This window comes from Photobacterium japonica, from assembly GCF_050337005.1.
GTDB lineage: Bacteria > Pseudomonadota > Gammaproteobacteria > Enterobacterales > Vibrionaceae > Photobacterium > Photobacterium japonica.
In genome coordinates, this window is sequence record NZ_JAKJSN010000021.1 from 71,664 (window position 1) to 95,408 (window position 23,745).

Annotated in this window: 23 protein-coding genes; 17 read left to right on the forward strand and 6 right to left on the reverse strand. The window is 52.5% G+C overall.

From position 1 onward, the window contains the following. Positions 1 to 40: 40 nt before the first annotated feature. The gene (locus L4C36_RS09660) at positions 41 to 682 is read right to left on the reverse strand and encodes a DUF2959 domain-containing protein (RefSeq protein WP_428477589.1); all 642 of its coding nucleotides are present in this window, start codon (positions 680 to 682) and stop codon (positions 41 to 43) included. A gap of 75 nt (positions 683 to 757) precedes the next feature. Here L4C36_RS09660 and L4C36_RS09665 point away from each other — a divergent pair, with 75 nt between their 5' ends. The 3 genes from L4C36_RS09665 to L4C36_RS09675 are packed head-to-tail and all read left to right on the forward strand — an operon-like array spanning position 758 to position 3,213. Next, the gene (locus L4C36_RS09665) at positions 758 to 1,780 is read left to right on the forward strand and encodes a virulence factor BrkB family protein (protein WP_428477590.1); all 1,023 of its coding nucleotides are present in this window, start codon (positions 758 to 760) and stop codon (positions 1,778 to 1,780) included. A gap of 7 nt (positions 1,781 to 1,787) precedes the next feature. After that, positions 1,788 to 2,225 carry a D-aminoacyl-tRNA deacylase gene (gene dtd, locus L4C36_RS09670; RefSeq protein ID WP_428477591.1) on the forward strand — a complete coding sequence of 146 codons (438 nt, stop codon included), beginning with the start codon at positions 1,788 to 1,790 and terminating at the stop codon, positions 2,223 to 2,225. A 52-nt stretch (positions 2,226 to 2,277) separates the two neighbouring features. Beyond that, a complete protein-coding gene (locus tag L4C36_RS09675; protein ID WP_428477592.1) occupies positions 2,278 to 3,213 on the forward strand; it encodes a bifunctional GNAT family N-acetyltransferase/hotdog fold thioesterase in 936 nt (311 codons plus the stop codon). Here L4C36_RS09675 and L4C36_RS09680 read toward each other — a convergent pair. The 4 genes from L4C36_RS09680 to hslR form a co-directional block, all read right to left on the reverse strand. Beyond that, positions 3,153 to 5,219, reverse strand: a complete 2,067-nt coding sequence (locus L4C36_RS09680) for an AsmA family protein (RefSeq protein ID WP_428477593.1) — start codon at positions 5,217 to 5,219, stop codon at positions 3,153 to 3,155. The two genes, L4C36_RS09675 and L4C36_RS09680, sit on opposite strands and share 61 nt — an antisense overlap. Before the next feature lie 174 nt (positions 5,220 to 5,393). Beyond that, on the reverse strand, positions 5,394 to 7,025 hold the full coding sequence (gene pckA, locus L4C36_RS09685) for a phosphoenolpyruvate carboxykinase (ATP) (RefSeq protein ID WP_428477594.1): 1,632 nt from the start codon (positions 7,023 to 7,025) through the stop codon (positions 5,394 to 5,396). A 317-nt stretch (positions 7,026 to 7,342) separates the two neighbouring features. Then, the gene (gene hslO / locus L4C36_RS09690; protein ID WP_428477595.1) at positions 7,343 to 8,221 is read right to left on the reverse strand and encodes an Hsp33 family molecular chaperone HslO; all 879 of its coding nucleotides are present in this window, start codon (positions 8,219 to 8,221) and stop codon (positions 7,343 to 7,345) included. Positions 8,222 to 8,315: 94 nt separating this feature from the next. Further along, entirely contained in the window at positions 8,316 to 8,726 is a 411-nt protein-coding gene (gene hslR, locus L4C36_RS09695) for a ribosome-associated heat shock protein Hsp15 (RefSeq protein ID WP_428477596.1), read from the reverse strand. Between the two features lie 292 nt (positions 8,727 to 9,018). On the opposite strand from hslR, the gene gspC reads away from it, so the two are divergent. The 14 genes from gspC (at position 9,019) to cysQ (ending at position 21,933) form a co-directional block, all read left to right on the forward strand. Further along, positions 9,019 to 9,927: a type II secretion system protein GspC gene (gspC, locus tag L4C36_RS09700; RefSeq protein WP_428477597.1), complete on the forward strand. Its 909-nt coding sequence runs from the start codon at positions 9,019 to 9,021 to the stop codon at positions 9,925 to 9,927. A gap of 41 nt (positions 9,928 to 9,968) precedes the next feature. Further along, the gene (gene gspD / locus L4C36_RS09705) at positions 9,969 to 11,984 is read left to right on the forward strand and encodes a type II secretion system secretin GspD (protein ID WP_428477598.1); all 2,016 of its coding nucleotides are present in this window, start codon (positions 9,969 to 9,971) and stop codon (positions 11,982 to 11,984) included. Next, positions 11,984 to 13,486 carry a type II secretion system ATPase GspE gene (gene gspE, locus L4C36_RS09710; protein ID WP_428477599.1) on the forward strand — a complete coding sequence of 501 codons (1,503 nt, stop codon included), beginning with the start codon at positions 11,984 to 11,986 and terminating at the stop codon, positions 13,484 to 13,486. Before gspD ends, gspE begins: the two co-directional genes overlap by 1 nt. A 1-nt stretch (position 13,487) precedes the next feature. Further along, entirely contained in the window at positions 13,488 to 14,708 is a 1,221-nt protein-coding gene (gspF, locus tag L4C36_RS09715; RefSeq protein WP_428477600.1) for a type II secretion system inner membrane protein GspF, read from the forward strand. A 19-nt stretch (positions 14,709 to 14,727) separates the two neighbouring features. After that, on the forward strand, positions 14,728 to 15,162 hold the full coding sequence (gene gspG, locus L4C36_RS09720) for a type II secretion system major pseudopilin GspG (RefSeq protein ID WP_428477601.1): 435 nt from the start codon (positions 14,728 to 14,730) through the stop codon (positions 15,160 to 15,162). 2 nt (positions 15,163 to 15,164) lie between these two features. Beyond that, positions 15,165 to 15,761 carry a type II secretion system minor pseudopilin GspH gene (gene gspH / locus L4C36_RS09725; protein WP_428477602.1) on the forward strand — a complete coding sequence of 199 codons (597 nt, stop codon included), beginning with the start codon at positions 15,165 to 15,167 and terminating at the stop codon, positions 15,759 to 15,761. A 35-nt stretch (positions 15,762 to 15,796) separates the two neighbouring features. Next, positions 15,797 to 16,138: a type II secretion system minor pseudopilin GspI gene (gene gspI / locus L4C36_RS09730; RefSeq protein ID WP_428477621.1), complete on the forward strand. Its 342-nt coding sequence runs from the start codon at positions 15,797 to 15,799 to the stop codon at positions 16,136 to 16,138. Then, entirely contained in the window at positions 16,138 to 16,836 is a 699-nt protein-coding gene (gspJ, locus tag L4C36_RS09735; protein WP_428477603.1) for a type II secretion system minor pseudopilin GspJ, read from the forward strand. Before gspI ends, gspJ begins: the two co-directional genes overlap by 1 nt. Then, entirely contained in the window at positions 16,836 to 17,852 is a 1,017-nt protein-coding gene (gspK, locus tag L4C36_RS09740) for a type II secretion system minor pseudopilin GspK (protein WP_428477604.1), read from the forward strand. Before gspJ ends, gspK begins: the two co-directional genes overlap by 1 nt. Next, the gene (gene gspL / locus L4C36_RS09745) at positions 17,821 to 19,152 is read left to right on the forward strand and encodes a type II secretion system protein GspL (protein WP_428477605.1); all 1,332 of its coding nucleotides are present in this window, start codon (positions 17,821 to 17,823) and stop codon (positions 19,150 to 19,152) included. Before gspK ends, gspL begins: the two co-directional genes overlap by 32 nt. Then, positions 19,149 to 19,625 (forward strand): type II secretion system protein M, encoded by a 477-nt coding sequence (locus L4C36_RS09750; protein ID WP_428477606.1) that lies wholly within the window; start codon positions 19,149 to 19,151, stop codon positions 19,623 to 19,625. The genes gspL and L4C36_RS09750 overlap by 4 nt, the downstream gene beginning before the upstream one ends. A 2-nt stretch (positions 19,626 to 19,627) precedes the next feature. Then, positions 19,628 to 20,386 carry a type II secretion system protein N gene (locus tag L4C36_RS09755; RefSeq protein WP_428477607.1) on the forward strand — a complete coding sequence of 253 codons (759 nt, stop codon included), beginning with the start codon at positions 19,628 to 19,630 and terminating at the stop codon, positions 20,384 to 20,386. A gap of 150 nt (positions 20,387 to 20,536) precedes the next feature. After that, a complete protein-coding gene (gene nudE, locus L4C36_RS09760; RefSeq protein WP_428477608.1) occupies positions 20,537 to 21,088 on the forward strand; it encodes an ADP compounds hydrolase NudE in 552 nt (183 codons plus the stop codon). Further along, on the forward strand, positions 21,085 to 21,933 hold the full coding sequence (cysQ, locus tag L4C36_RS09765; RefSeq protein ID WP_428477622.1) for a 3'(2'),5'-bisphosphate nucleotidase CysQ: 849 nt from the start codon (positions 21,085 to 21,087) through the stop codon (positions 21,931 to 21,933). Before nudE ends, cysQ begins: the two co-directional genes overlap by 4 nt. A gap of 98 nt (positions 21,934 to 22,031) precedes the next feature. Here the strand turns inward: cysQ and sthA are convergent, their stop codons facing one another. After that, positions 22,032 to 23,447, reverse strand: a complete 1,416-nt coding sequence (gene sthA / locus L4C36_RS09770) for a Si-specific NAD(P)(+) transhydrogenase (protein WP_428477609.1) — start codon at positions 23,445 to 23,447, stop codon at positions 22,032 to 22,034. Between the last annotated feature and the right edge of the window lie 298 nt (positions 23,448 to 23,745).

Here is a 23,745-nt window from a genome sequence, read left to right on the forward strand (position 1 = left end):
CTGTGAGGATAGGGCGTTGTTACCGTCGTGCGTCTATGGTTTAGGCTTTGTTGAGGTGTGAGATGAAACGCTCAGACTCCGCAATGGCTGCTTCCATATCGGTGATGGCACGCTGAATATCTCGCTGCAGGCTGCTAAACTCACCTTGCAGCGATCCAATCGCTGCCGCATTGAGGTTATGCTTGAGGTACAGGGTGTTATCGCGCAGGGTATCGAGTACCGGCGTCATTTTCTTTTCTGCACGGTGCATTGCGGTCAGCATGCGCTGGTAAGACGCTTTGGTGCTGTTGAGTTTGCGTTCACTGTCGCGACGCAGCGACGCGCTGGTGTACAGTGACAGTTCATCTTGCCACTCATCGAACAAGGCACCGGCGACATCTTCAATGGCGGCAATGCGCTCGCTCACTCTTTCTGCGGCATCATTGCTGGCTTCATATTGATCATTGATTTGGTTGTACACGGTTTCAAGATCACCACCATCAAACTGGGTCACCGCCTTCAGGGCATCCAGCGCGCTGGTAAACTGCTCTTGCGCCTCTTGTTGGGCTTCATTGGCCTCTTCGACGCGATCAACCATGATCTCACGCTTATGTATGCCGACTTGTTCCATGGCAGAATAATAGGCACTTTGACACCCCGTTAATGTGGTCAGACTGAGTAGGATGGCAAGTAGATAGGGCATAAGGATCTCCAAGTGTTCTAGAATCTTCTCTAACGGGTTTTTTAAAAGAGAAAACAAGCAAGTATTGACATGACTATGGCTGACAAAAAGATAACTGGCAAGCACGGGTGGCAGCAATCCGTGCAGACTGTGATAGCGTATGCAGGCTACCTTCACCACCGTATTAGCCACGACCGCCTGACGGTCACCGCAGGCTCGATGGCCTATGTGACTCTGCTCTCTTTGGTGCCGTTGATCACGGTAGTGATTGCGGCGTTATCGACCTTTCCGGTGTTTGCGGGGTTGGGCGAGCTACTGCAAAACTTTGTGATTGAGAACTTTGTCCCCGCGGCGGGTGAGGTGGTGAAAGAGTACCTCAACGAGTTTGTGGCCAATGCCGGCAAGATGACGGCCGTGGGGATCGGCGCCCTGTTTGTGGTGGCGATGATGCTGATTTCTTCTATCGATCAGTCCCTTAATTACATTTGGCGGGTGCACGAAAAGCGCCGGCTGGTCACGTCATTCTCGATTTATTGGATGATACTCACGCTGGGGCCGATTTTGGTGGGGTCGAGCATTGCCGTCAGTTCGTATTTGGGGTCGATGAACCTCCTCGGCAGCGAAGCGGTGACGGGGTTATTTCAGCGCACACTACGTTGGCTGCCAGTCTTGATGTCGAGCAGTGCCTTTTTGGGGCTGTACTTGCTGGTGCCAAACACCAAGGTCCGGTTTAGCCATGCTTTGATCGGGGCGGTGACCGCCAGTGTGTTGTTTGAGCTCAGTAAAAAAGGCTTTGCCTTGTATATCTCCAATTTCCCGTCGTATCAGGTGATATACGGGGCATTGGCGGTGGTGCCGATTCTGTTTGTGTGGGTCTATCTGTGCTGGTGTATCGTGCTGTTTGGCGCGGAGATCACGGCCAGTTTGGGAGAACGCAAACATTGGCACCCTGAATGCAAAATGGCCCAAGCGACCGTTCCGACGGTGGCGGAATTAGACGCACTTATTCATTCTCATCAGGGCGCCTCAACGCCAGAGCCCGCCGCCACGGTGAGCTACACGAAAACACATTACGAACAAGCTGGCAGTGAACAAGCTAGTAATGAACAAGAAAGGTAAGGAAAACATGATTGCACTTATTCAACGCGTCAGCGAAGCCTGTGTGACGGTAGACGGTCAGGTGATTGGCACGATTGGCAAAGGACTGTTGGTGTTACTGGGCGTCGAAAAGGGCGACGATGAAGCCAAAGCGCAGCGATTGCGTGATAAGGTACTGGGTTACCGTGTGTTTGAAGATGACAACGGCAAGATGAACCTGAATGTGCAACAAGCCGGTGGCAGTGTGCTGGTGGTGTCGCAGTTTACGTTGGCGGCGGATACTAAAAGCGGTATGCGTCCGGGCTTCTCGGCGGGCGCCCACCCGACAGACGCTGAGCGTTTGTACGATCATTTTGTGGCGATCTGCAAAGAGAAAGACATGCCAACGGAAACGGGTATTTTCGCGGCAGATATGAAAGTCGCCTTGCTCAATGATGGACCGGTGACGTTCTGGTTGCAGGTATAAGCACAGATAAATACACGGGCACAGGCCCAGAAATAAGCAGGAGAGGGATGGCATGTTTCGACTGATCACACCGAAAACGGACGACGAGTTAGCCCGCTATTACGATTTTCGCTGGCGGATGCTGCGTGAGCCTTGGCGGATGCCGGTGGGATCGGAGCGCGATGCGTATGATGCGATGAGCTGTCACCGTATGATAGTGAGTGACAGTGGGCAGACCATTGCGATTGGGCGGCTGTACATGACGCCGGATAATGATGGTCAGATCCGCTATATGGCGGTGCACCCTGATCACCGTCACCAAGGCATGGGTGCGATTGTGCTGATGGCGCTCGAGTCGCTGGCGCGTCAGGAAGGCGCCAAGCGTTTGGTGTGTAATTCACGGGAAGAGGCGATCCCATTTTATGCCCGCAGTGGTTTTGCCAGTCAGGGCGAGTTAAGTGAAGAGCGTGGTCCGGTACGCCATCAACAAATGCTCAAGCATTTGGATCCGATGAATGAGGTGGTGCGCCACCCAGAATGGTGTCAGGAACTGCAAGCCTTGTGGCAATCACAAATTCCCATCAGTGAAAAAATGGGGGTGCGGATCAGCCAGTACACCGGTTACCGGTTTGAGGTCAGCGCGCTGATCAATGCCAACCTGAACCCCAGCGAGAGCATGTTTGCCGGCAGTATCTTTACCATGGCAACGCTGGCCGGGTGGGGCTTTACCTGGATGCTGCTTAAAGAGCGTAAACTCGACGCCGACATCATTTTGGCTGACAGCCATATTCGCTACCTTTCTCCGGTGCGCGAGCGGCCGCGTGCGGTGGTCACGGTGGAAGATCTGCAAGGCGATGTCGAGCGTCTGGCCCAGCGCCGCAAAGGGCGCGTGATGGTTAAGGTGCAGGTTTACAGTGATGACACACTGGCCGCCACCTTCTCGGGCACTTATATGTTGTTTCCATCGCACGTCGATGCGGAGGATGTCGACACGGATAACGAGGCGTGATCGGCTTGCCAGTGGCGTTGTAGCTGCTGGCAACCTTGCTGAGCCTCTATGTTCAAGGTTTGTGCCTTGGGATCAGTCAAGTCCCAGCGCCCATTGATCGTGGCCTGCAAGGCGTGGCTGTGCAAGGTCAACGGGGCAATGACAATTTGCCCGCGCTCACTGTCTATCCGCAACGGGGACAGTGCGACAGTTTGATGTGCTTCGGTGGCTGTTGTGATGGCAGGTGTTGCGGCTGCGTTATCCTGTGCCCAATGCTGCCAAAGGCTGTCGGGCGTGACGGTGAAAGCGGTGTCGCGAAAAGTGGCCGACAGCGATCCGGCTAAGCTATACGCCAAACTGGTGCGGCTCTCGCCCAGTCCTTTTGCCTCCCCTTCAATATCCATTTTTCCTGCTATCGGTAACGGTATTGCCAGCCATTGTGTTAGCAATTGGGTTGGCAGGCTATCGCCGCTCAGCTGCATTCGCCACGGTTGCCCTTCCTGATTGCGCGCCCATTGTCCGTTCGCGGCCAGTAATCCGTCCTTAAACGGAATGATGGCTTGGCGCAGTTGCCACACCCCCTGATCGGCCGTGAACTCGACCCAAGGTTCGTGCACATCCACCGCATTCAGGCTGGCAAAATGGGCGCTGCTGGTGAGCGAGCCATGCCACAGGCCGGGGTGACCTTGTTGCATGAGCGTGAGTTGTTTTCCGTCGATCTGTAATCCGCTGATCTGCCACGGCCACGCCGGATCACTGGCGGTGAGGTGAGTGTGGTTGATATCCAGCTGTTCAAGGGTGACGGTAGTTAGTGCGCGACCTATCTCACTGTTGTGCAGCGTGGCCCAAGCGTGTGTCAGGGGCGTGCTTGCCGATGGCGGTAAGAAGCCTTTGACGCCGTTGATAGTGAGGTGCGTTAAGGCGAGGCGGTCGGGATGGGCGGTGCCTTCTGCCTGCAGGTAACCGTCAAGCAGGTGAATGGACCCGCCTTGCAGCGTGATCGCTTGTGGCGAAAAAGCAAGATCCAGCAAGGGCTCAGAAAAGTCGGTCTCTTGCCAACGTCCACTGTTGGCGCTGAAGGAAAACAGCGCGTCAGGTTGGTCATACACCCCGCGAGGCCAGTGCCAATTTTCCAGCGACAGACTGGCATGATTGAGGGTCAGAGACGGCGATTCCATACTGCTGTTGAGAATATCGACTCGCTTAAGGGTGACGGTGAGCGGGGATGCGACCAAGCGATCGAGGTAGGGCTGAAGGGCCGATAACGGATCGGTGGATTGCCATTGCCCGTCCGACACGGTGAATTGCGGCACGGTGAGGTGATGACGCGTGGCATCGTACACCGCTTGGCCATTGAAGCTGGCGTGTTGGCCGTTGGCCGACAACCCGTAGAGGGTCCACAGTCCTGCGTGATGCTCACCATCGATCAGAACGTTGTTGAGTGTGAGGTTCTGCCACTGGATTGCGTTGGCCGCGACGCGAACATTGCCGGTAAAGTGCTGCCAAAAGGGAGACGCCGCATCTGGTTGCGTGGACCAGTTATCCCATTCCAATTGACTATTGGTGAACTGCACCTTGTTCCATTTCCCCGTGAAATCACTGATCGCCAGTCGCTGTGCGCTGATCGTCGGCAGGCGGAGACGGTGCGTGTTCCCTGCATCGAATAGGGCGTGCAGGGTAGCCGCATCTACCGGCAAAGACGGGTGTTCAATCAGTAGGGTATCAAGCTGCCAGTGCCACTCTTTGTTGGGGACGAATGTGTATGGACTGAGCCACAGGGAGAGACGCTTGGCGCTGATCGTCTGTGTGTCATCGAACTGAAGTTGCGGCTGGTCAATGATCAGCGTGAGTGGTTGGCGAATATGGTAGTCGATGTGTGCCGCACTCACCGGATACGGACTGAATAGGTTGACTGTCCAGAGGACCAGCGGCGTGGCAAAACGGGTGTGCAGCAGGGTCAGTCCCACGGTTCCCGTAAGCAATAAAAGGATAACAATGGTGGCGGTGAGTTTCCCGAACAGGCGCATACACACTCCCTGACGTGGTGATCGTTTATTTCATAATTTACTACGATTGGTATCTCATTAAGCGGGAAAAGCGGACGCGCTGCAAGGTGAGGGGCGGTGCTTTTTCATGGAAGCGAGATGATGAGATAAAAAAAGCCCCTCATGAAGAGGGGCTTAAGCCACGGTGTATCGGGATCAGTCTAGCTGAGGACCCGCTGCCACCAAGGCTGCACCTTCGGTGGTATCAGTGTACTTGTCGAAGTTATTGATAAAGCGCTCTGCTAAATCTTTTGCCTTGCTTTCCCACTGTAGTGGATCAGTGTATGTATCGCGTGGGTCCAGAATTTCTGCATCTACACCAGGCAATGCCATTGGCACTTCCAAGTTGAAGATTGGAATGTGCTTGGTTTCAGCGGTATCGATAGAGCCATCAAGGATCGCGTCGATAATGCCGCGTGTATCTTGGATAGAGATACGCTTACCAGAGCCGTTCCAGCCTGTGTTCACGAGGTACGCTTCTGCGCCCGCCGCTTCCATACGCTTAACCAGTACTTCTGCATACTTGGTTGGGTGTAGCGTCAGGAACGCATTACCGAAACAAGCAGAGAAGGTTGGCGTTGGTTCAGTAATACCGCGCTCAGTACCGGCCAGTTTCGCTGTGAAGCCAGACAGGAAGTGGTACTTGGTTTGCTCAGGTGTCAACTTAGACACGGGCGGTAGCACACCGAAGGCATCCGCAGACAAGAAGATCACTTTGTTGGCGTGACCGCCTTTTGATACGGGCTTAACGATGTTTTCAATGTGGTAAATCGGGTAAGACACACGGGTGTTTTCTGTCTTTGAGTTGTCATCGAAGTCAATTGCACCGTCGCTGCGCACCGTCACGTTTTCTAGCAATGCGTCACGGCGGATCGCATTGTAGATATCAGGTTCCGCTTCTTTAGACAGGTTGATGGTCTTCGCGTAACAGCCGCCTTCAAAGTTGAAGACGCCGTTGTCATCCCAGCCATGCTCATCATCACCGATAAGAGCACGTTTTGGATCGGTAGACAGGGTTGTTTTACCCGTACCAGACAGGCCGAAGAATACCGCGACATCACCGTCTTTGCCCATGTTCGCTGAACAGTGCATAGAAGCAATGTCTTGCAGTGGAAGGAAGTAGTTCATCATGGCGAACATGCCTTTCTTCATTTCACCGCCGTACCATGTACCGCCGATCAATTGCATTTTTTCTGTGAGGTTGAACACGGTAAAGTTTTCCGAGTTCATGCCGTGCGCTTCCCAGTTCTGGTTCGTGCACTTCGCGCCGTTCATCACGACGAAATCTGGCTCAAAGCTTTCAAGTTCTTCATCGCTTGGACGGATGAACATGTTTTTCACGAAGTGTGCCTGCCAAGCGACTTCAGTCACAACACGGATGCATAGGCGGGTATCAGGGTTAGTACCACAGTAACCATCAATCACAAACAGACGCTTGCCTGATAGTTGGTTTGTTACGAGGGCTTTCAGATCATTCCACGCTTCTTGACCAATGCTCTTATTATCGTTTTTGCCTTGGTCTGCCCACCAGAGAGTGTCTTTGGTGGTCTCATCTTTGACGATGAATTTGTCTTTCGGTGAACGGCCGGTAAAAATACCAGTATCAACAGACACTGCCCCAAGCTCCGTCACGATACCTTTTTCGTATCCTTCTAGGCCTGGTTTGGTCTCTTCCTCGAACAGGATTTCATAACTCGGGTTACGAATAATCTCTGTAACATTGCTGATACCGTATTGTGATAGGTCCATATTTTTTGCAACCTTTTTTTCGACGTTCATGACAGTCATAGGTGCTCCTTGGGTAAGATGTTGTTTAACTGTTGACCATGCTAGCAACCCTAAAGGGGTAAATCAGGGATGTTTATCAAAAATTAACCATTAAAAAGTTAAGGATAAGTAAAAGTTTCGAATGTTTGGAGCAAATAAGTTTACTGTGCTGTGAAGGGTGTGCGCCAGCGCATGTGATTAATATTTACCCTGAAAAAAGCGGGAGTTAGCGTGTTACTCAATTACAGGATGGACGGGGCGATGCGGTAAAGGTATAAAAAAGCCAGCAGGGCGCTGGCTTTTTGTCATTATCTTACAGGCTTAATTAGGGTGGCTAATTAATGCACCTGGTTGCTGTTGCTGTCTGAGGCATTTTCAAATAGCGCGGCGACATCAACATTGTCGAAATCATAGCTGCTACCGCAATAGTCACAGTGCAGAGAGATCTTACCGTCTTCTGCGACAATGCGTTCGATCTCAGTACGTTCAATGGAGCAGATCGCTGCCGCGCTGCGCTCACGAGAACAGCCGCACTGGAACGAAACGGCTTGTGGGTCAAACAGCTGTACTGTTTCTTGGTGGTACAGGCGGTAAAGGACATCTTGCGCGTCCAAGCTGAACAGCTCGTCGTTTTTCACGGTACTGGTCAACTGCTCTAGGTGCTCAAAGTCGCCTTCTTGGCCTTGGCCATCGGGCATGATCTGCAGCAACATGCCTGCGGCTTTTGCTTCACCCTCGAACTCACCCGTGCGCAACCAGATACGGGTTTTCAGCTGTTCAGAGTTGTTGAAGTAACCTTCTAGGCACGCCGCTAGGCTGTCGCCTTCCAGGCCAACCACGCCTTGGTAACGCTCACCTTTATTTGGCGTAATCGTGATCACCATGTGGCCTTTACCCATGAGATCATGGATAGAGCCCGTGGTCGGTAGTTCACCGTCCCAGCGTGCCACGCCGCGTAGTTGCTGCTGGTGGTCACCGTTGATCACCGCCAGTTTTACTGGACCATCACCTTGTAGTTGCACGGTGATAGACCCTTCAAACTTCAGGGTCGCTGTCAGTAGGCTGGTGGCCACAAGCAGTTCACCAAGCAGGGTTTGTAAGGGGGCTGGGTAGGCTTGACTCGCAATAATTTGGTGGTAGGTGTCGCTGAGCTGAACCAGTTCACCACGTACGGATGCACCGTCGAACAGGTAACGGTGTAGGCTGTCATTTGTCATTAGCTTGTATTCTCCAGCAAGTGACTAGAAGTTCCAATTTGCGGCTTAGTTCCACGATCGTGAAACTATTTCACGATCTTGTTACCTAATCTCTCTAATTGGAATTACTTTTAAACTTAATGATATCGCGTCGCTGTTTTTTATCTGGACGCTTATCGGGACTCGGGCTGTCAAAGGCATGGAGCTTGCGTAAGGTCGCTTGCTCATTGCGTAGTTTCAGACTTTCTTCCGTTTCCCGATAAAGGGTTTGTGCTTCAGGAGCGCCGCGGCGGCTGTCAGACACTTTCTCTATAATGATGGTTTTTTCTTCATTACCTTGTCTGATACGCAGTTCAGCCCCCACCTCAACCAGTTTACTGGGTTTGGTGCGTTGACCGTTGTAATGCACTTTGCCGCCATCGACCATATTGCGGGCAATGGATCGTGTTTTGTAAAAACGTGCCGCCCATAGCCATTTATCGAGACGGACTTGCAAGGTGTCCGAATGGGATGTGTGCTGGCCCACAATTTGCTCCTTCGCCAAAGGGCGCTAAAAGTACCATATTGCCGACACAGCGTCAGCAGGTGGTCAAGAGTAATTAAATGGTGATATTGACTCGGGATTTCAACGACAATTTCGGAATATCTTGCATAAAATAGCTAGTCTATTGATAGTTGATGTGATTTTTCCGTGATCTCTTTTGGCAATATGTTATCTAATCGCAATTTTACGATGCTGTTTCACCGCTGGGACGGTATCCTGTGAAGTCCTTAGCTTCACGCTTATTTATTAATTTCCGCAGGACAATGGATTTTTCATGGTAGCAGCAAATTGGTTAGGGGCACTGCAGTCGAAGCGCGGTTTTTCCATTCGCTCACTCACTCGCCTCCTAACGTGGTTCTTGGTCATTCTCTTTGCTTGGATTCTAGGGCGTCTTGTGTGGTCATTCTTGCAACCGACGGTTGCTCCCGCGCCTTGGCAACCCGCTCCTACGAGCGCGTCGAGCCCTGCTGCCGCTGGGCGAGATGATGTCCCGCAGATTTTGGCCATGAACTTGTTCGGCCGTTATCAGAAAAATGCCCCTGTGGTTGAGCAAAAACAGCCGGTGAAGCAAGATGCGCCGCAAACCCGCTTAAATCTCACTTTGGTTGGCTTAGTGGCGAGTACCAACGCCAAAACTGCGCTGGCCGTGATCACTCACCGTGGCAAACAAAATACGTACGGTATTGATGAAAACATCGATGGCACCCGCGCTACGTTACAGGCGGTGTATGCCGACCGTGTGATCATCCGTAATGGTGGCCGTGATGAAACCTTAATGCTGGATGGCGTAGACTTTAATAAGTCGGCGCAATCGACGCCTGCACGCCCTACGGTCGCCAAGAAACCCGCGACAAAGCCAGCGGCGAAGCCCGCTTCTGAGCTCGGGCGTATTAAGCAAGAAATTCTCGAGAAACCACAATCGCTGTTTAGCTATATTCGGTTGTCTCAGGTGAAGCGGGATGGTGCCCTGGTGGGTTACCGTGTGAATCCCGGTAAAGACAGGGCATTGTTTGATGCAGTGGGTCTGCAAACCAATGATCTAGCGGTAAGTCTAAATGGCAATGACTTAACCGATGCAGCCGTCATGGCAAAATTGTGGACGGAATTGTCAAATGCCACGGACTTTACGCTGACTGTCGAACGAGAAGGTCAGCTACATGATATTTACATTGAACTGCAGTAGTAGTGGTTCAAGGCGAACATGCGATAGCGCAGGAGTTATTTGTGAAAAAATGGATGGGTAAAAGTGCCCTCTGGCTACTGAGCAGCTTGATGTGTAGCTCAGCACTCGCAAGTGAGTTTAGTGCCAGTTTCAAAGGAACCGATATTCAGGAGTTCATCAACATTGTTGGTCGTAACCTGCAAAAGACAATCATTGTCGACCCTGCAGTGCGTGGTCAAGTGAATGTGCGCAGCTATGATCTGCTTAATGATGAACAGTATTACCAATTTTTCCTCAACGTGCTTGAAGTCTACGGTTTCGCTGTGGTTGAAATGGATAATGGCGTGCTGAAAGTCGTCCGCGATAAAGACGCTAAAATCTCAGCTATCCCGGTGGTGGGTGACGATAATACGGTGAAAGGTGACGAAGTGGTCACCCGTGTTATCGCAGTACGTAATGTGTCGGTGCGTGAACTGTCACCGCTTTTGCGTCAGCTGAACGATAACGCCGGTGCCGGTAACGTCGTGCACTATGATCCGGCCAATATCATCATGATCACGGGCCGTGCTGCCACGGTAAACCGTTTAGCCGAAATCATCGAGCGCGTTGACCGCGCAGGTGATAAAGAAATCGACGTGGTGGAACTGCGTAATGCGTCGGCCGCGGAAATGGTCCGTATCGTGGATGCCTTGAATAAAACGGCAGACGCGAAATCGACCCCGCAATTTTTGCAACCTAAATTGGTGGCGGATGACCGTACCAACTCAGTCTTACTGTCTGGCGACCCGAAAGTGCGTGAGCGCTTGAAGCGTTTGATCCGTCAGCTAGACAAAGAAATGGCGTCATCCGGCAATAACCGCGTGGTGTACTTGAAGTACGCCAATGCGGAAGATCTTGTCGATGTCCTTAAAGGGGTGTCAGACAACCTGCAAGCAGAAAAGAGCGGCAGCGGTAAGTCAGCCCGTACGAAGAATGACGTGATGATTTCGGCCCACGTTGATACCAACGCCCTGATCCTGACTGCGCCGCCTGATATCATGCGCGCGCTGGAAAACATCATTGCGCAGCTAGACATTCGTCGTGCGCAGGTACTGATTGAAGCCATGATTGTGGAACTGTCAGAAGGTGACGGCGTCAACTTCGGTGTGCAGTGGGGCACTTTGGACGGCGGTGTGGTGCAGTTTGGTAACTCGGGCGTACCGATTTCCCAATATGCGGTAGGCCTAGAAGATGCCAAAGAAACCACCCGTAGTGAAACCTACATTGATGCTAACGGCATTGAGCAGGTGCGAACGATTACCGAAGACGGCGATTTCAGTACCCTTGCCAGTGTACTGGGTGGCGTGAACGGTGCCGCGTTGGGTATCGTGATGGGCGACTGGACCATGTTGGTGAATGCCGTGGCGTCCGATCGTAATTCGAACATTTTGTCATCACCAAGCATTACGGTGATGGACAACGGTGAAGCCTCGTTCATTGTCGGTGAAGAAGTGCCGGTCGTGACCGGTTCGACCTCAAGTTCGAACAATGACAACCCGTTCCAGACCGTTGAACGTAAAGAAGTCGGTATCAAACTGAACGTGACGCCGCAGATCAACGAAGGGGATTCGGTCCAGCTGGAAATTGAACAAGAAGTGTCGAATGTGTTGGGTGCCGATGGGGCGGTCGACGTACGCTTCTCGAAGCGGCAGTTGACCACCTCGGTTTTGGTGCAAGACGGTCAAATGATTGCGTTGGGTGGCTTGATCCAAGAGCAAACCAATGAGAGCGAGCAGAAGATCCCGCTACTGGGTGACATTCCGGTATTGGGGCACTTGTTCAAGTCGACCAACACCACCAAGTCAAAAACCAACTTAATGGTGTTTATCAAGCCGACCATTATTCGTGATGGCGTGACGGCTGATGGTATTACCCAGCGTAAATACAACTATATTCGTGCTGAGCAGTTGTACCGTCAAGATCAAGGCTTGCGTTTGATGCCAAACACGGACACGCCATTAATGCCGAAGTACGGTGAGGACATCGCGTTGCCAGCTGAAGTGCGTGCCTTTGTCGCGCAATTAGAGGGTGATAAATAATGGATGACGCGCGTTTGCAGCCAGAGGCCCAGCCGCGCTTCCGGTTACCGTTTTCGTTTGCCAAGCGCCACCGTGTGGTGCTGGAAGTGATCGAACACGACATGACCCTGTTCTACTCTGGCCAACTCAGTGCTGGGGTATTAGCAGAGATCCGCCGTGTTTCCGGTCGCCCTTTTGCGCCGAGTGAACTGGATCCGCAAGCTTTTGAACTGAAATTAACTGAAGCCTACCAGCGAGATTCGTCGGAAGCGCGTCAGTTGATGGAAGATCTGGGTTCTGATAACGACGACTTCTTTGCGTTGGCAGAAGACCTGCCTGAAACCGAAGACTTGTTAGAGTCGGAAGACGATGCGCCGATCATTAAATTGATCAACGCCATGCTGGCCGAAGCCATCAAAGAAGCCGCGTCGGATATCCATATCGAAACCTTTGAAAAGCACCTGTCGATCCGTTTCCGGGTCGATGGCGTGTTGCGTGAAGTGTTGCACCCGAGCCGTAAACTGGCGCCGTTGTTAGTCTCACGTATTAAGGTCATGGCGCGCTTGGACATTGCCGAGAAGCGTATTCCACAGGATGGCCGTATTTCATTGCGTATCGGTGGTCGTGCCGTCGATGTGCGTGTGTCGACCATGCCGTCTTCCCACGGGGAGCGCGTGGTATTGCGTTTGTTGGATAAGAACGCGACTCGCTTGGATTTGCACAGCTTGGGCATGACCCCAGCGATCCATGAAAACTTCCGCCGTATTATCGAACGTCCGCATGGGATCATTTTGGTCACCGGCCCGACGGGTTCGGGTAAGTCCACGACATTGTATGCGGGCTTGCAGGAATTGAACGGTAAAGAAAACAACATTCTGACAGTCGAAGATCCGATCGAATTTGATATCGACGGGATCGGTCAGACGCAAGTGAACACCAAAGTGGACATGACCTTTGCCCGCGCCCTGCGTGCCATTTTGCGTCAGGATCCGGATGTGGTGATGATCGGTGAAACCCGAGACCAAGAAACGGCGGCGATTGCGGTACAAGCCTCGTTGACCGGTCACTTGGTACTGTCGACGTTGCACACTAATACCGCGATCGGTGCGGTGACCCGTATCCGTGATATGGGCATTGAACCGTTCTTGATCTCCTCCTCCTTGTTGGGGGTGTTGGCGCAGCGTCTGGTGCGTCGTTTATGTAAAAACTGCCGCGAACCGTATGAAGCCGATGCCGCTCAGAAGACGCTGTTTGGCTTAACGCCTGATGCACCATTGACGCTCTACCATGCCAAAGGCTGTGAGGCGTGTAACCAAAAAGGTTACCGTGGCCGTACCGGTATTCATGAGCTGTTGATTGTTGATGAACAAGTGCAAGAATTGATCCACTCTGAAGCGGGTGAAATGGCGATTGAAAAAGCCATTCGCGCTCATACACCGAGTATTCGAGACGACGGTTTATCGAAGGTAAAAGCCGGTATCACGACCCTTGAGGAAGTGATGCGGGTGACCAAAGAGGGCTAAGATGGCGGCGTTTGAATATAAGGCGCTCGATGCCAAAGGGCGCCAGAAAAAAGGGGTACTGGAAGGCGACACTGCCCGTCAGGTGCGACAGCAACTGCGCGAGCAGGGCTTGATCCCAGTCGATGTTACCCAGACTCGTGAACGAGAAAAGAAAAAAGCCGCTGGTGGCTTTCAATTGCGCCGCGGGATCAGTACCAATGAATTGTCACTGATCACCCGTCAGTTGGCGACCTTGGTGCAAGCGGCAATGCCGCTGGAAGAATGTTTGAAAGCGGTGGGTGAGCAAAGCGAAAAACCCCGCTTGAAGAACATGATGCTTGCGGTGCGTTCGCGCGTGGTAGAAGGATACACGCTGTCAGACAGTATGGCGGAATACCCGCATGTGTTTGATCAGCTGTTTCGTGCCATGGTGGCGGCGGGGGAGAAATCCGGTCACTTAGACACGGTGCTTAACCGCTTGGCTGACTACGCAGAAAACCGCCAACAAATGCGCAGCAAACTGCAGCAGGCGATGATTTACCCCACCATGCTGACCTTGATTGCGGTGTCCGTTGTCGCCTTCTTGTTGGCGACCGTGGTGCCGAAAATTGTCGATCAGTTTGTGCAGATGGGGCAAAAACTGCCAACCATTACCGAAATATTGCTTGCGGCCAGTGACTTTGTCCTTAACTGGGGCGTGTTGGTCTTGATTGGCATTGTTGCGCTGGTGGCGGGCATTAAGTTTGCTCTGCGACGTCCAGACTTTCGACTCGCGTGGGACCGACGCGTGCTACAGTTGCCGGTGATCGGCAAGGTGGCCCGTGGCTTGAGTACGTCACGCTTTGCTCGCACGCTATCGATTTGTACGTCGAGTGCGATCCCGCTGCTTGAGGGGATGAAAGTGGCCTCGGACGTGATGACAAATACGTGGGTGAATAAACAAATTTGCGACGCCGCCGATAAGGTACGTGAAGGGGCAAGTTTGCGGGTGTCATTGGAGCAAACAAAACTGTTTCCGCCTATGATGCTCCATATGATTGCCAGTGGGGAACGCAGTGGTGAGTTAGAGCAAATGCTAACGCGCGCAGCGGATAACCAAGACCGTGATTTTGAGTCGCTGGTGAACATGGCACTCGGGGTGTTTGAACCTTTATTGATTGTCGCGATGGCGGGCATCGTGATGTTTATTGTTATTGCTACCCTTATGCCGATCATTGCTTTGAATAATATGGTCGGAATGTAATTTTTTGGAGGTTTTCTCAATGCAACGCAAACAACGCGGCTTTACGCTGTTAGAAGTTATGGTCGTGATCGTCATCCTGGGCGTACTGGCCAGCTTGGTTGTCCCTAACCTACTGGGTAACAAGGAAAAGGCTGACCAACAGAAAGTCGTGACCGACATTGGTGCGCTGGAGAATGCACTGGACATGTACAAGCTGGATAACAGCGTGTATCCATCAACAGACCAAGGTCTGGAAGCACTCGTGAGCATGCCATCTGCTAGCCCGGAACCTCGTAACTACCGTGACGATGGTTACATCAAGCGTCTGCCAAAAGATCCTTGGGGTAATGAGTACAGCTACATCATGCCGGGTGAACACGGTGCGGTGGATATCTTCAGCCTGGGTGCCGATGGCCAAGACGGTGGTGAAGGTGTGAACACTGACATCGGTAACTGGAACATGCTGGACTACTAAGCATGCAGAAACGTGCCGCAGGTTTTACCCTGATCGAAATATTATTGGTATTGGTGCTGCTGGCGAGCAGCGCCGTGGCGGTGATCATCTCATTGCCGGATAACAAGGAAGATGCGGTCAAGGAAGAAGCGGCACGTTTTCATCACCTCGTCCAGTTACTGGGCGAGGAATCCCTGCTGAACGGCAGGGATTACGGTATCCGTGTAGAGCGTGATCATTACCAGTTTCTTCAGCTAACCAGTCAAGATTGGCAGCCCATGCAAGCCTCTCGCTTTTTTACCCAAGTCGAGATGCCGGAAGGCGTCCGTTTACGCGTCGAGATAGGCAGTTACTCGTGGCAGGACAAAGATCGTTTGTTCAAGCCAGGCTCCCTGTTTGATGAAGACTTGTTTGCTGAACAAACTGATAAAGACAAAATTAAACCGCCTCAGGTGGTGGTGATGGCCAGTGGGGAGTACACCCCGTTTACCCTTGAATTTGAGATCGAGGGTGAGAATGAATTCTGGCGTGTGCAGGCTGACGAAGTGGGTCAGCTGTTCCTTCTGCCACCGGGAGAAACGATTGAAAGTATCAGTAAAAAAGATGAGGAGTGGCCGTGAATCGACAGCGTTATCGGCGTAATCGCCAGCGAGGGATGACTTTGCTGGAAGTGCTGGTCGCGCTCGCCGTGTTTGCCACTGCCGCCTTGAGTGTCATGAAGGCCGTCAGCCAGCACCTCTATACCCTCAGTTATTTGGAAGAAAAAACGTTTGCCGCCATGGTGGCAGATAACGAATTAGCGAAAATGCGCCTGTCGGGTGACGTCCCGACCTCAGCGAAGAAAGGAAAATCAGAACTGGCTGGTCGGGAATGGTACTGGACCATCAAAAGCACCAAAACCGCCGATGGCTTTTTACGGGCATTAGATGTCACGGTCACGACCGATGAAGCCAGAAAGAATTCCATCGTCACGCTGAGAACCTATGTTGAAAACTAATGTTAAAAGCAAATGTTAAAAACAAGCCAAACGCGACGTCACACACCGTGAACACCCCATGGTTTTTGTTTCGATCTCGCCCTGCTGCCGGTTTTACCCTGCTGGAAGTGCTGGTGGCCATCGCGGTGTTTTCCATGCTGAGTTTGTCGGCCTATCAAGTGATGAACGGGGTACAACGCAGTAATGCCCAGTCGATCGAACACAATGAACGACTGAAAGAAATTCAGCGAGCGATGGTGATGATGGACAATGATTTCCGTCAGATTGTGGCGCGCAAGACCCGTAACCTCGGTGAGACCGCCAGCGACAAATTATTGCAAAGCAGCGAGTACCTGCTGGATTCCTCCAGCGATGGGATCCTGTTTACGCGCTTAGGCTGGCAAAACCCACAACACATGTTTCCCCGTGGTGAGGTGCTGAAAGTGGGCTACCGCGTGGTGGACGATACCTTAGAGCGTGTTTGGTTCCGTTATCCCGATACGGTGGTAGGCAGTGAAGCCTTGGTGCGTCCCATCTTGACCGGCGTAGAAAAACTGGCTTTCCGCTTCTACAGCGATAAGAAGTGGGCTGATAAGTGGGATAAAGCCGCCGCTTTGCCACAAGGGGTGATCGTTCAACTGACGCTGGAAGACTACGGTGAGATCGAGCGGGTTTACATGCTGCCGGACTCCGTATTAAGTGCGGAGGACGAAGAGTAATGGCGACCCAACAGAAACAAAAAGGCGTCGCGCTGATCGTTGTGCTGTTATTGCTGGCGATGATGACGGCGTTGGCGGTGCAGATGAGTGAGCGCCTGCATTTGAATTTTTACCGTGTGGAAAGCCAAATCCAAAACCAGCAAGCCTATTGGTTCGCCCAAGGGATGGAAGCGCTGGGCAAGGTAGCGATAGAGCAAGGCATTGAAGACAGTGACACAGTGAACCTGAGTCAGGCGTGGGCGACAAAAGATCAACGTTATCCGTTGGACGGGGGCAGTGCGACGGGGAATATTTTCGACCGCCAAGCCTGCTTTAATTTGAATGCGTTATCAGGCCTCGCACCGATGACTGATCGCAGTAGCCCTCCATATCTGGTCAAAGCCTTGCAGGCGATGATGGAAGAAGTGGGTGTTGAAAGCTATGACGCCGAAGTGGTTGCAGAATCGGTATGGGAATACGTGGATCCTGCCGAGGCGGTGAATTCCTCGTTTGGTGCTGGTGACAGTACTTATGAAGGGTTCCGTCCACCTTACTTGCCGCCGCGCGATTGGATGGCCGATATCAGTGAGCTACGTGCCGTTAACGGCGTAACAGGGGCGATCTACGAGAAGGTGCAGCCATTATTGTGTGCCATTCCGACCACGTCGCTGGCCATTAACGTAAACACATTATATGAGAATCAGGCCGCGATTTTAGTCGGACTATTTGCACCAAGTTTGTCATTGTCGGATGCTCAGACATTATTGAAAGAGCGCCCGTATGATGGCTGGGGCGCCGTGGATGATTTCTTGGCTGAGCCTCAGCTCGCCAGTTTGGATGCCGAAGCTAAAAAGCAGGCAAAAGCCTTTTTATCGGTAACGAGTGATTACTTTCAGTTAGATACCGAGATTGTGGTCGATAGATCCCGAGTGCGGCTTGTAGCCTTGCTCAAGCGAGATAGTGAAGACAAGGTGACAGTTGTACGTCGCCGTTATGGAGGAATCAGTGAGCGAATTTCTGACAATCAGGCTGAGTAGCCGTGCTGAACAGCCGGTGCAATGGCTTGTCTGGTCGCCACAACAACACGAAGTGATCGCATCGGGTCAGCTGGACAATATCAGCTTACTGGGTGAGATCGCGGACTATGCCGCTCAGCGAACCGTATATGCCTTGATCCCAGCCAGTGATGTGCTGATGACTCAGGTCGCGATTCCTGCGGGAAGTAGCCGTCAGTTGGCCAACGTACTGCCATTTCTCCTTGAAGAAGAGTTGGCACAGGATGTGGATAATCTGCATGTGCATTTGTTGGAAAAAAGCGGCGATTTAGCACAAGTGGCGGTGGTCGAACACCGTAAAATGGAAGAATGGCTGGCGGCATTGTCTGACGCTGGCTTTGAAATTAAAGCGTTACTGCCTGACTGTCTGTGTTTGCCGCATTTTGATCACAGCTATTCAGCGGCTGAAATTGAAGGCCAGTGGTTGATCCGTCAATCGGCGGTACAAGGCATCGCCGCGGAAACCGCATGGTTAGCCGCATGGTTGTCGGCGCAACAAGCCCCGATCGTACCGGCCGTCGATGAGGCGACGGAGGACAGTGATGCAGACCAGAACGCGGGCGAAGCGCGCGATGATACGGCGGGTGACAAACCTGTTGTGTCGATGGCGAAAGCGGATGATGTGCCGCTGACCGCACAAGATATTGTGATCCACCACTTTACCCCCGCACCGGCAGAGATGCCGGGACGTTGGCAGCCAGAAGCCCCTGAGTTGGTGATGCAATTACTGGCCGAAGGGGCATTGGCCAGCAAGGTCAACCTGCTTTCCGGCGCGTATAAGCAACAACCAGCATGGCGTAAACACCTGAAGCCATGGCGTAAGGTGGCGATTGCGGCTGGTGTGGTTGGGGCGGTATTGATTGCACAACACGTTATCTCGATGCAAGCGATGGACAAGCAGGCACTGGCGTACAAAGCCGAAAGTGAACGTATTTTCCGTCAGGTGTTGCCGCAGTTTAAACGTGTGCCTTCGTCAAGCTACCTGAAACGTCAGATGAACAGTGAACTGACGCGTTTAGGCGGCAGCAGTGACGGTGATGGCTTATTGCCATGGCTAGCACAATTGCAGCCGGTGCTGGCTAAAGTGCCACAGTTGTCGATGCAGAACTTCAAATACGATCAGAATCGCGGCGAAATCCGTTTTCAGGCCGTGGCGGCAGAGTTCCAACACTTTGAACAACTACGTACTCTGCTGGCTGATAATTTCACGGTCGAGCAAGGTCAGCTTAATCGAGAAGGCAATCAGGTGACCGGTGCCGTGGTCTTGAGGAGAAAGTCATGAATGCCTGGTGGAAAGGGATCAGTGCGCGTGAACAACGTTTAGTCTTGGGTGGCGGCAGCGCGTTATTGCTGGCCATCTTGTATTGGGGCATTTGGCAGCCGCTCGCTGTGACGGCGCAGAATACCGAAAACCGTTTGCAAGGTGAGCGTCAGCTGTTGACGTGGGTGACCAAGAAAGCCGATGAGATTGTCAGTTTACGCGGCACGTCTGGCTCGACGGGGACGGTCAGTGGTAAGGGCCTGAACCAAGTGATCAATGAAACCACGGGACGTTACCGTATTGAATTGATCCGTATGCAGCCGCGCAGTGAAGCGGTGCAGGTGTGGGTCAAGCCATTGCCGTTTAATACGTTGATTAATTGGTTGGCTTTTTTACGTGATGAGCATGGCATTGATGCCCAGTTTTTGGATGTGTCCAAAACGGATCAGGCTGGCATGGTAGAAGTGAACCGCTTGCAGTTAGGGCGGGGGTAAACGTGAAATATAAAATATTACTGGGTGTGTCTTTTGGGGTCGCACTGACGGGCAGTCTGATCGCGCATGTGCCCGCCAGTTGGGCATGGCAACAAGTGCCTAAACTGGCCAGCGTACAGATTTCGGGGATTGATGGCACGCTGTGGCAAGGTGCCGCGAGTCAGGTGCGTTGGCAGGGGAAAAACCTCGGCCGTGTACAGTGGGATATGCGTGTGCTGCCATTGCTGATGGGCAGTGTGAAGCTGGATGTGCGTTTTGGTCAGGGCAGTGATATGGGGTTGACTGGACGTGGATTAGTCGGCTACCACAGTGCCGGACCATTTGCTGAAAACCTGCTGGTCTCCGTACCGGCCGCAGAGATGATGCAGTTCGCGCCTTCGGGCGTGCCGGTTACCGTGGCAGGCAACGTGGAGTTGACGTTGCGTGACTATCAGTTTGCCGCGCCATACTGCGAGACGTTGGATGGCACACTGGCATGGAGTGGCGCACAGGTATCATCCCCCCTTGGGGCGTTGAATCCGGGGCCAGTAATTGCGGATTTGTCGTGTGATCAGGGCAAGGTGCTGGCGGCGATGGCGCAAACCTCGCCTGAAGTAGTGAGTGAGTGGAATGTCTCGCTAGCCCAAGGGAATAACTACGCACTTGCCGGTTGGTTCAAGCCGGGGGCTGAATTTCCCCCTCAGTTGGGGCAACAGTTGAAGTGGCTGGGTAGCCCGGATGCCAAAGGGCAATACCGCATTACTTACAGCGGTCGATTCTAACATAACACCTCCCCCGTTAACTCGGCAGCGCTTGCCGGGTTAACGTTTTCCTCAGAAAGTGCTTTATTTCGTCAGCCTATTACCATTAAATGAAAGACAGTGTCAGGGTTACGGTTTGATGTCGTAACAGGCCTTCAAACAGGACATAACATGGCTGTCGATCATAAAAAACCTCAAATTCTTGCCACAGACGTGGTCGCCCAATCTCAATTATTCAAAATTGAGTCTTTGAATCTGCGCTTTTCCAATGGCGTCGAGCGGACGTATGAACGGATGAAACCGTCAGGGCGTCATGCGGTGCTGGTGGTGCCAGTGACCGCTGAAGGCGATCTGTTGTTGATCCGTGAGTATGCTGCCGGTACTGAGCGTTATGAGCTGGGTTTCCCAAAAGGCTTGATCGATCCCGGTGAGCGTCCGGAAGAGGCGGCCAACCGAGAACTGAAAGAAGAGATCGGGTTTGGTGCCCATCGCCTGCAACCCCTGAAAGAAGTGGTGCTGGCCCCGTCGTATTTTTCCAGCAAGATGACCTTGTTTTTGGCGCAAGACTTGTACCCAGAGCAGTTGGAAGGAGATGAGCCAGAACCACTAGAAATCGTGCGCTGGCCGTTGAACCAAGCACAAGAGTTGCTGACACACTTGGACTTTGCCGAAGCGCGTAGCATCACGGCATTGTTTTTGGCCCTTAAACATCTAGATCAATAGGAGCGGCAATGGACCTATCGAACCTATTACCGTCTATCACCGAGATCGCTAAAGCGGCCGGACAGGTGATTGTCGAGATTTATCAGCGTGGCCAGTTTGAAGAACACATCAAACAAGATAACACGCCGGTGACCAGTGCCGATTTGGCGGCTCATCAATTGATTGTGGAACGCTTGACAGCGCTGACGCCGGATATTCCGGTGTTGTCGGAAGAAGATGCCAATATCCCGCTGAGTGAACGCGGGACGTGGTCGCGCTATTGGCTGGTGGATCCGCTCGATGGCACGCAAGAATTTATCGCGAAAAGCGGTGACTTTGCCACGATCATTGCATTGGTTGAGCATAATCAACCAGTGATGGGGGTGGTGTATGCGCCTATCTCGGACGTGGTGTATTTTGCCTACCGGGGCAAAGGGGCATGGAAAACCACCGCGATGGGGGAAACCGTGGCGATCAGTACCCATAAACCGGTACAGCCCGTGCAGTCCTTGGGGGTCGCGATCAGTCGTCGCCAAGATATTCGAGGCATCACCAGCCGGTTAGATCCTGCGTTGAATTACGATCTTGTTCCACTGGGCTCGGCGGCGTTAAAGTCGTGCTTGGTGGCAGAAGGAGCGGTGGACTGCTACTTGCGTCTGGGCCCGACAGGGGAATGGGACACAGCGGCGACCCAATGTATTGTGGAAGAAGCTGGCGGGAAGATCGTAAATACCCACCTTAATCCGCTGTCTTACAATGCGCGTGAAACGCTGGAAAACCCGAACTTTATTACCTTGGGTGATGCATCGTTGCCATGGTCTGCCATTTTGACACCCGATGATCGTTTGCTGGATGGGAACGTCTAACGCCATACCGTCAGCGAAGGATCCGTCACACCCGAAAACGGCGCTTAGAGCGCCGTTTTTTGTTGCTGTCTTTTCGTTGTGCGCGTTAAGCGTCTTGGCTAAAACAACCGATTTAGTCCATTCAATGCGGCCACACGGTAGGCTTCGGCCATGGTAGGGTAATTGAAGGTGGTATTGACGAAATAGTGGATCGTATTGCCGTCCCCTTTTTGCTCCATGATCGCCTGACCAATGTGGATGATCTCCGCGGCACGTTCCCCGAAACAATGGATCCCGAGGATCGCCTTGGTATCGCGGTGAAATAAGATTTTTAGGCTACCGACTTCGGTGCCGGCGATCTGAGCGCGAGCCAGGTGCTTAAACTGCGATCGCCCCACTTCATACGGCACTTTTTCAGCCGTGAGCTCTTGCTCGGTTTTCCCGACGGAGCTGATCTCTGGAATGGTGTAGATCCCGGTCGGGATATGGTCGATGAGCTGACTATCGGCTTCGCCATACGCAATGGCTTGGGCCACAAAACGGCCTTGGTCATAGGCGGCACTGGCCAGACTCGGGTAGCCAATCACATCGCCCACCGCATACACATGCTCGGCTTCTGTGCGGTAGTTCTGGTTCACAGTGAGCTGGCCGCGCGAATCAGGTGTTAGCCCCACGTGTTTCAGGTTGAGGGTATCGGTGTTACCGGTACGGCCATTGGCATAGAGCAGGCAATCGGCGCGCATCTTCTTTCCTGACTGAAGGTGCAGGATCACGCCATCATCCGTTCCTTCAATATGCTCATAGGCTTCCCCGCTGCGGATCATCACGCCGCTGTTCCAAAAATGGTAAGACAGCGAATCGGAGATTTCATTATCGAGAAATTCCAACAGGCGGTCACGGGTATTGATTAAATCGACTTTGACCCCGAGGCCACGGAAAATGGAGGCATATTCACTGCCAATCACCCCTGCACCGTAAATGATGATATGGCGGGGATCATGCTTGAGCTGCAAAATGGAATCGCTGTTGTAGATGCGGTCATGGGTGAAGTCGACGTTATCGGGCTGGTAGGGGCGTGAGCCAGTGGCGATGATGAAGCGGTCCGCCGTATAGTACTCTCGGCTGCTGTCTGGTTTCTTCACCATAATGCTGTGGCTGGCAATGAAACTGGCTTCACCGAAGATCAGGGTGCATTTATTGCGGTCGTAGAAGCCTTGACGCATGCGGGTTTGTTTGTTGACGACGTCTTGGGCGTGACCGAGAATTTGGCTGAATGTGCTGTGTAGGGTGGCGTTATTTTTGCAATATAGCGGGTTATGGTTGTATTCAATGATACGGCTGACGGCATGGCGCAGTGCTTTAGAGGGGATTGTCCCCCAGTGGGTGCAGCCGCCGCCAACACTTTCTTCGCGTTCGATAATGGCGACGTTAAACCCTGCTTTGGTTAATCCCATTGCAGCGCCTTCGCCGCCGGGGCCACTGCCGATGATGATGGCGTCATAATGCTGGGAAGGAGACGGTGTGTTCTTTGTCATGCTTAGCCTTTCTTATCATTTGCGCAACATTGCCGTCTCGTTATGTTAACTTTCAATGAAAGCAGGTAGAATCACTCTACGTTGATAGAGCGGAGCGGATCACGTTGTCAGTAGAGGGAAAGTGGAAAAGTTGGAGCTAGGTGACGTTTTTGTCAGTGCGGGTTCTCGCGTGACTTTGTGAGCCAGTAGAAAAACTGGTGATAACAGCTTTGATTAAGCGTAGGTCAGGAATTACTATGTTTTGATGGCTGTAAAAAGCGGGTATAGTGACACTCACCTTGACGCAAGATAATTCAAA

Coding starts and splice junctions, on each gene's coding strand:
- L4C36_RS09675 (WP_428477592.1), top strand. CDS start 2,278: ATGTTTCGACTGATCACACCGAAAACGGACGACGAGTTAGCCCGCTAT.
- L4C36_RS09660 (WP_428477589.1), bottom strand. CDS start 682: ATGCCCTATCTACTTGCCATCCTACTCAGTCTGACCACATTAACGGGG.
- gspK (WP_428477604.1), top strand. CDS start 16,836: ATGGCGACCCAACAGAAACAAAAAGGCGTCGCGCTGATCGTTGTGCTG.
- hslO (WP_428477595.1), bottom strand. CDS start 8,221: ATGACAAATGACAGCCTACACCGTTACCTGTTCGACGGTGCATCCGTA.
- gspC (WP_428477597.1), top strand. CDS start 9,019: ATGGTAGCAGCAAATTGGTTAGGGGCACTGCAGTCGAAGCGCGGTTTT.
- gspH (WP_428477602.1), top strand. CDS start 15,165: ATGCAGAAACGTGCCGCAGGTTTTACCCTGATCGAAATATTATTGGTA.
- gspJ (WP_428477603.1), top strand. CDS start 16,138: ATGTTAAAAGCAAATGTTAAAAACAAGCCAAACGCGACGTCACACACC.
- L4C36_RS09665 (WP_428477590.1), top strand. CDS start 758: ATGGCTGACAAAAAGATAACTGGCAAGCACGGGTGGCAGCAATCCGTG.
- gspG (WP_428477601.1), top strand. CDS start 14,728: ATGCAACGCAAACAACGCGGCTTTACGCTGTTAGAAGTTATGGTCGTG.
- gspF (WP_428477600.1), top strand. CDS start 13,488: ATGGCGGCGTTTGAATATAAGGCGCTCGATGCCAAAGGGCGCCAGAAA.
- L4C36_RS09680 (WP_428477593.1), bottom strand. CDS start 5,219: ATGCGCCTGTTCGGGAAACTCACCGCCACCATTGTTATCCTTTTATTG.
- gspI (WP_428477621.1), top strand. CDS start 15,797: ATGACTTTGCTGGAAGTGCTGGTCGCGCTCGCCGTGTTTGCCACTGCC.
- dtd (WP_428477591.1), top strand. CDS start 1,788: ATGATTGCACTTATTCAACGCGTCAGCGAAGCCTGTGTGACGGTAGAC.
- gspE (WP_428477599.1), top strand. CDS start 11,984: ATGGATGACGCGCGTTTGCAGCCAGAGGCCCAGCCGCGCTTCCGGTTA.
- pckA (WP_428477594.1), bottom strand. CDS start 7,025: ATGACTGTCATGAACGTCGAAAAAAAGGTTGCAAAAAATATGGACCTA.
- nudE (WP_428477608.1), top strand. CDS start 20,537: ATGGCTGTCGATCATAAAAAACCTCAAATTCTTGCCACAGACGTGGTC.
- sthA (WP_428477609.1), bottom strand. CDS start 23,447: ATGACAAAGAACACACCGTCTCCTTCCCAGCATTATGACGCCATCATC.
- L4C36_RS09750 (WP_428477606.1), top strand. CDS start 19,149: ATGAATGCCTGGTGGAAAGGGATCAGTGCGCGTGAACAACGTTTAGTC.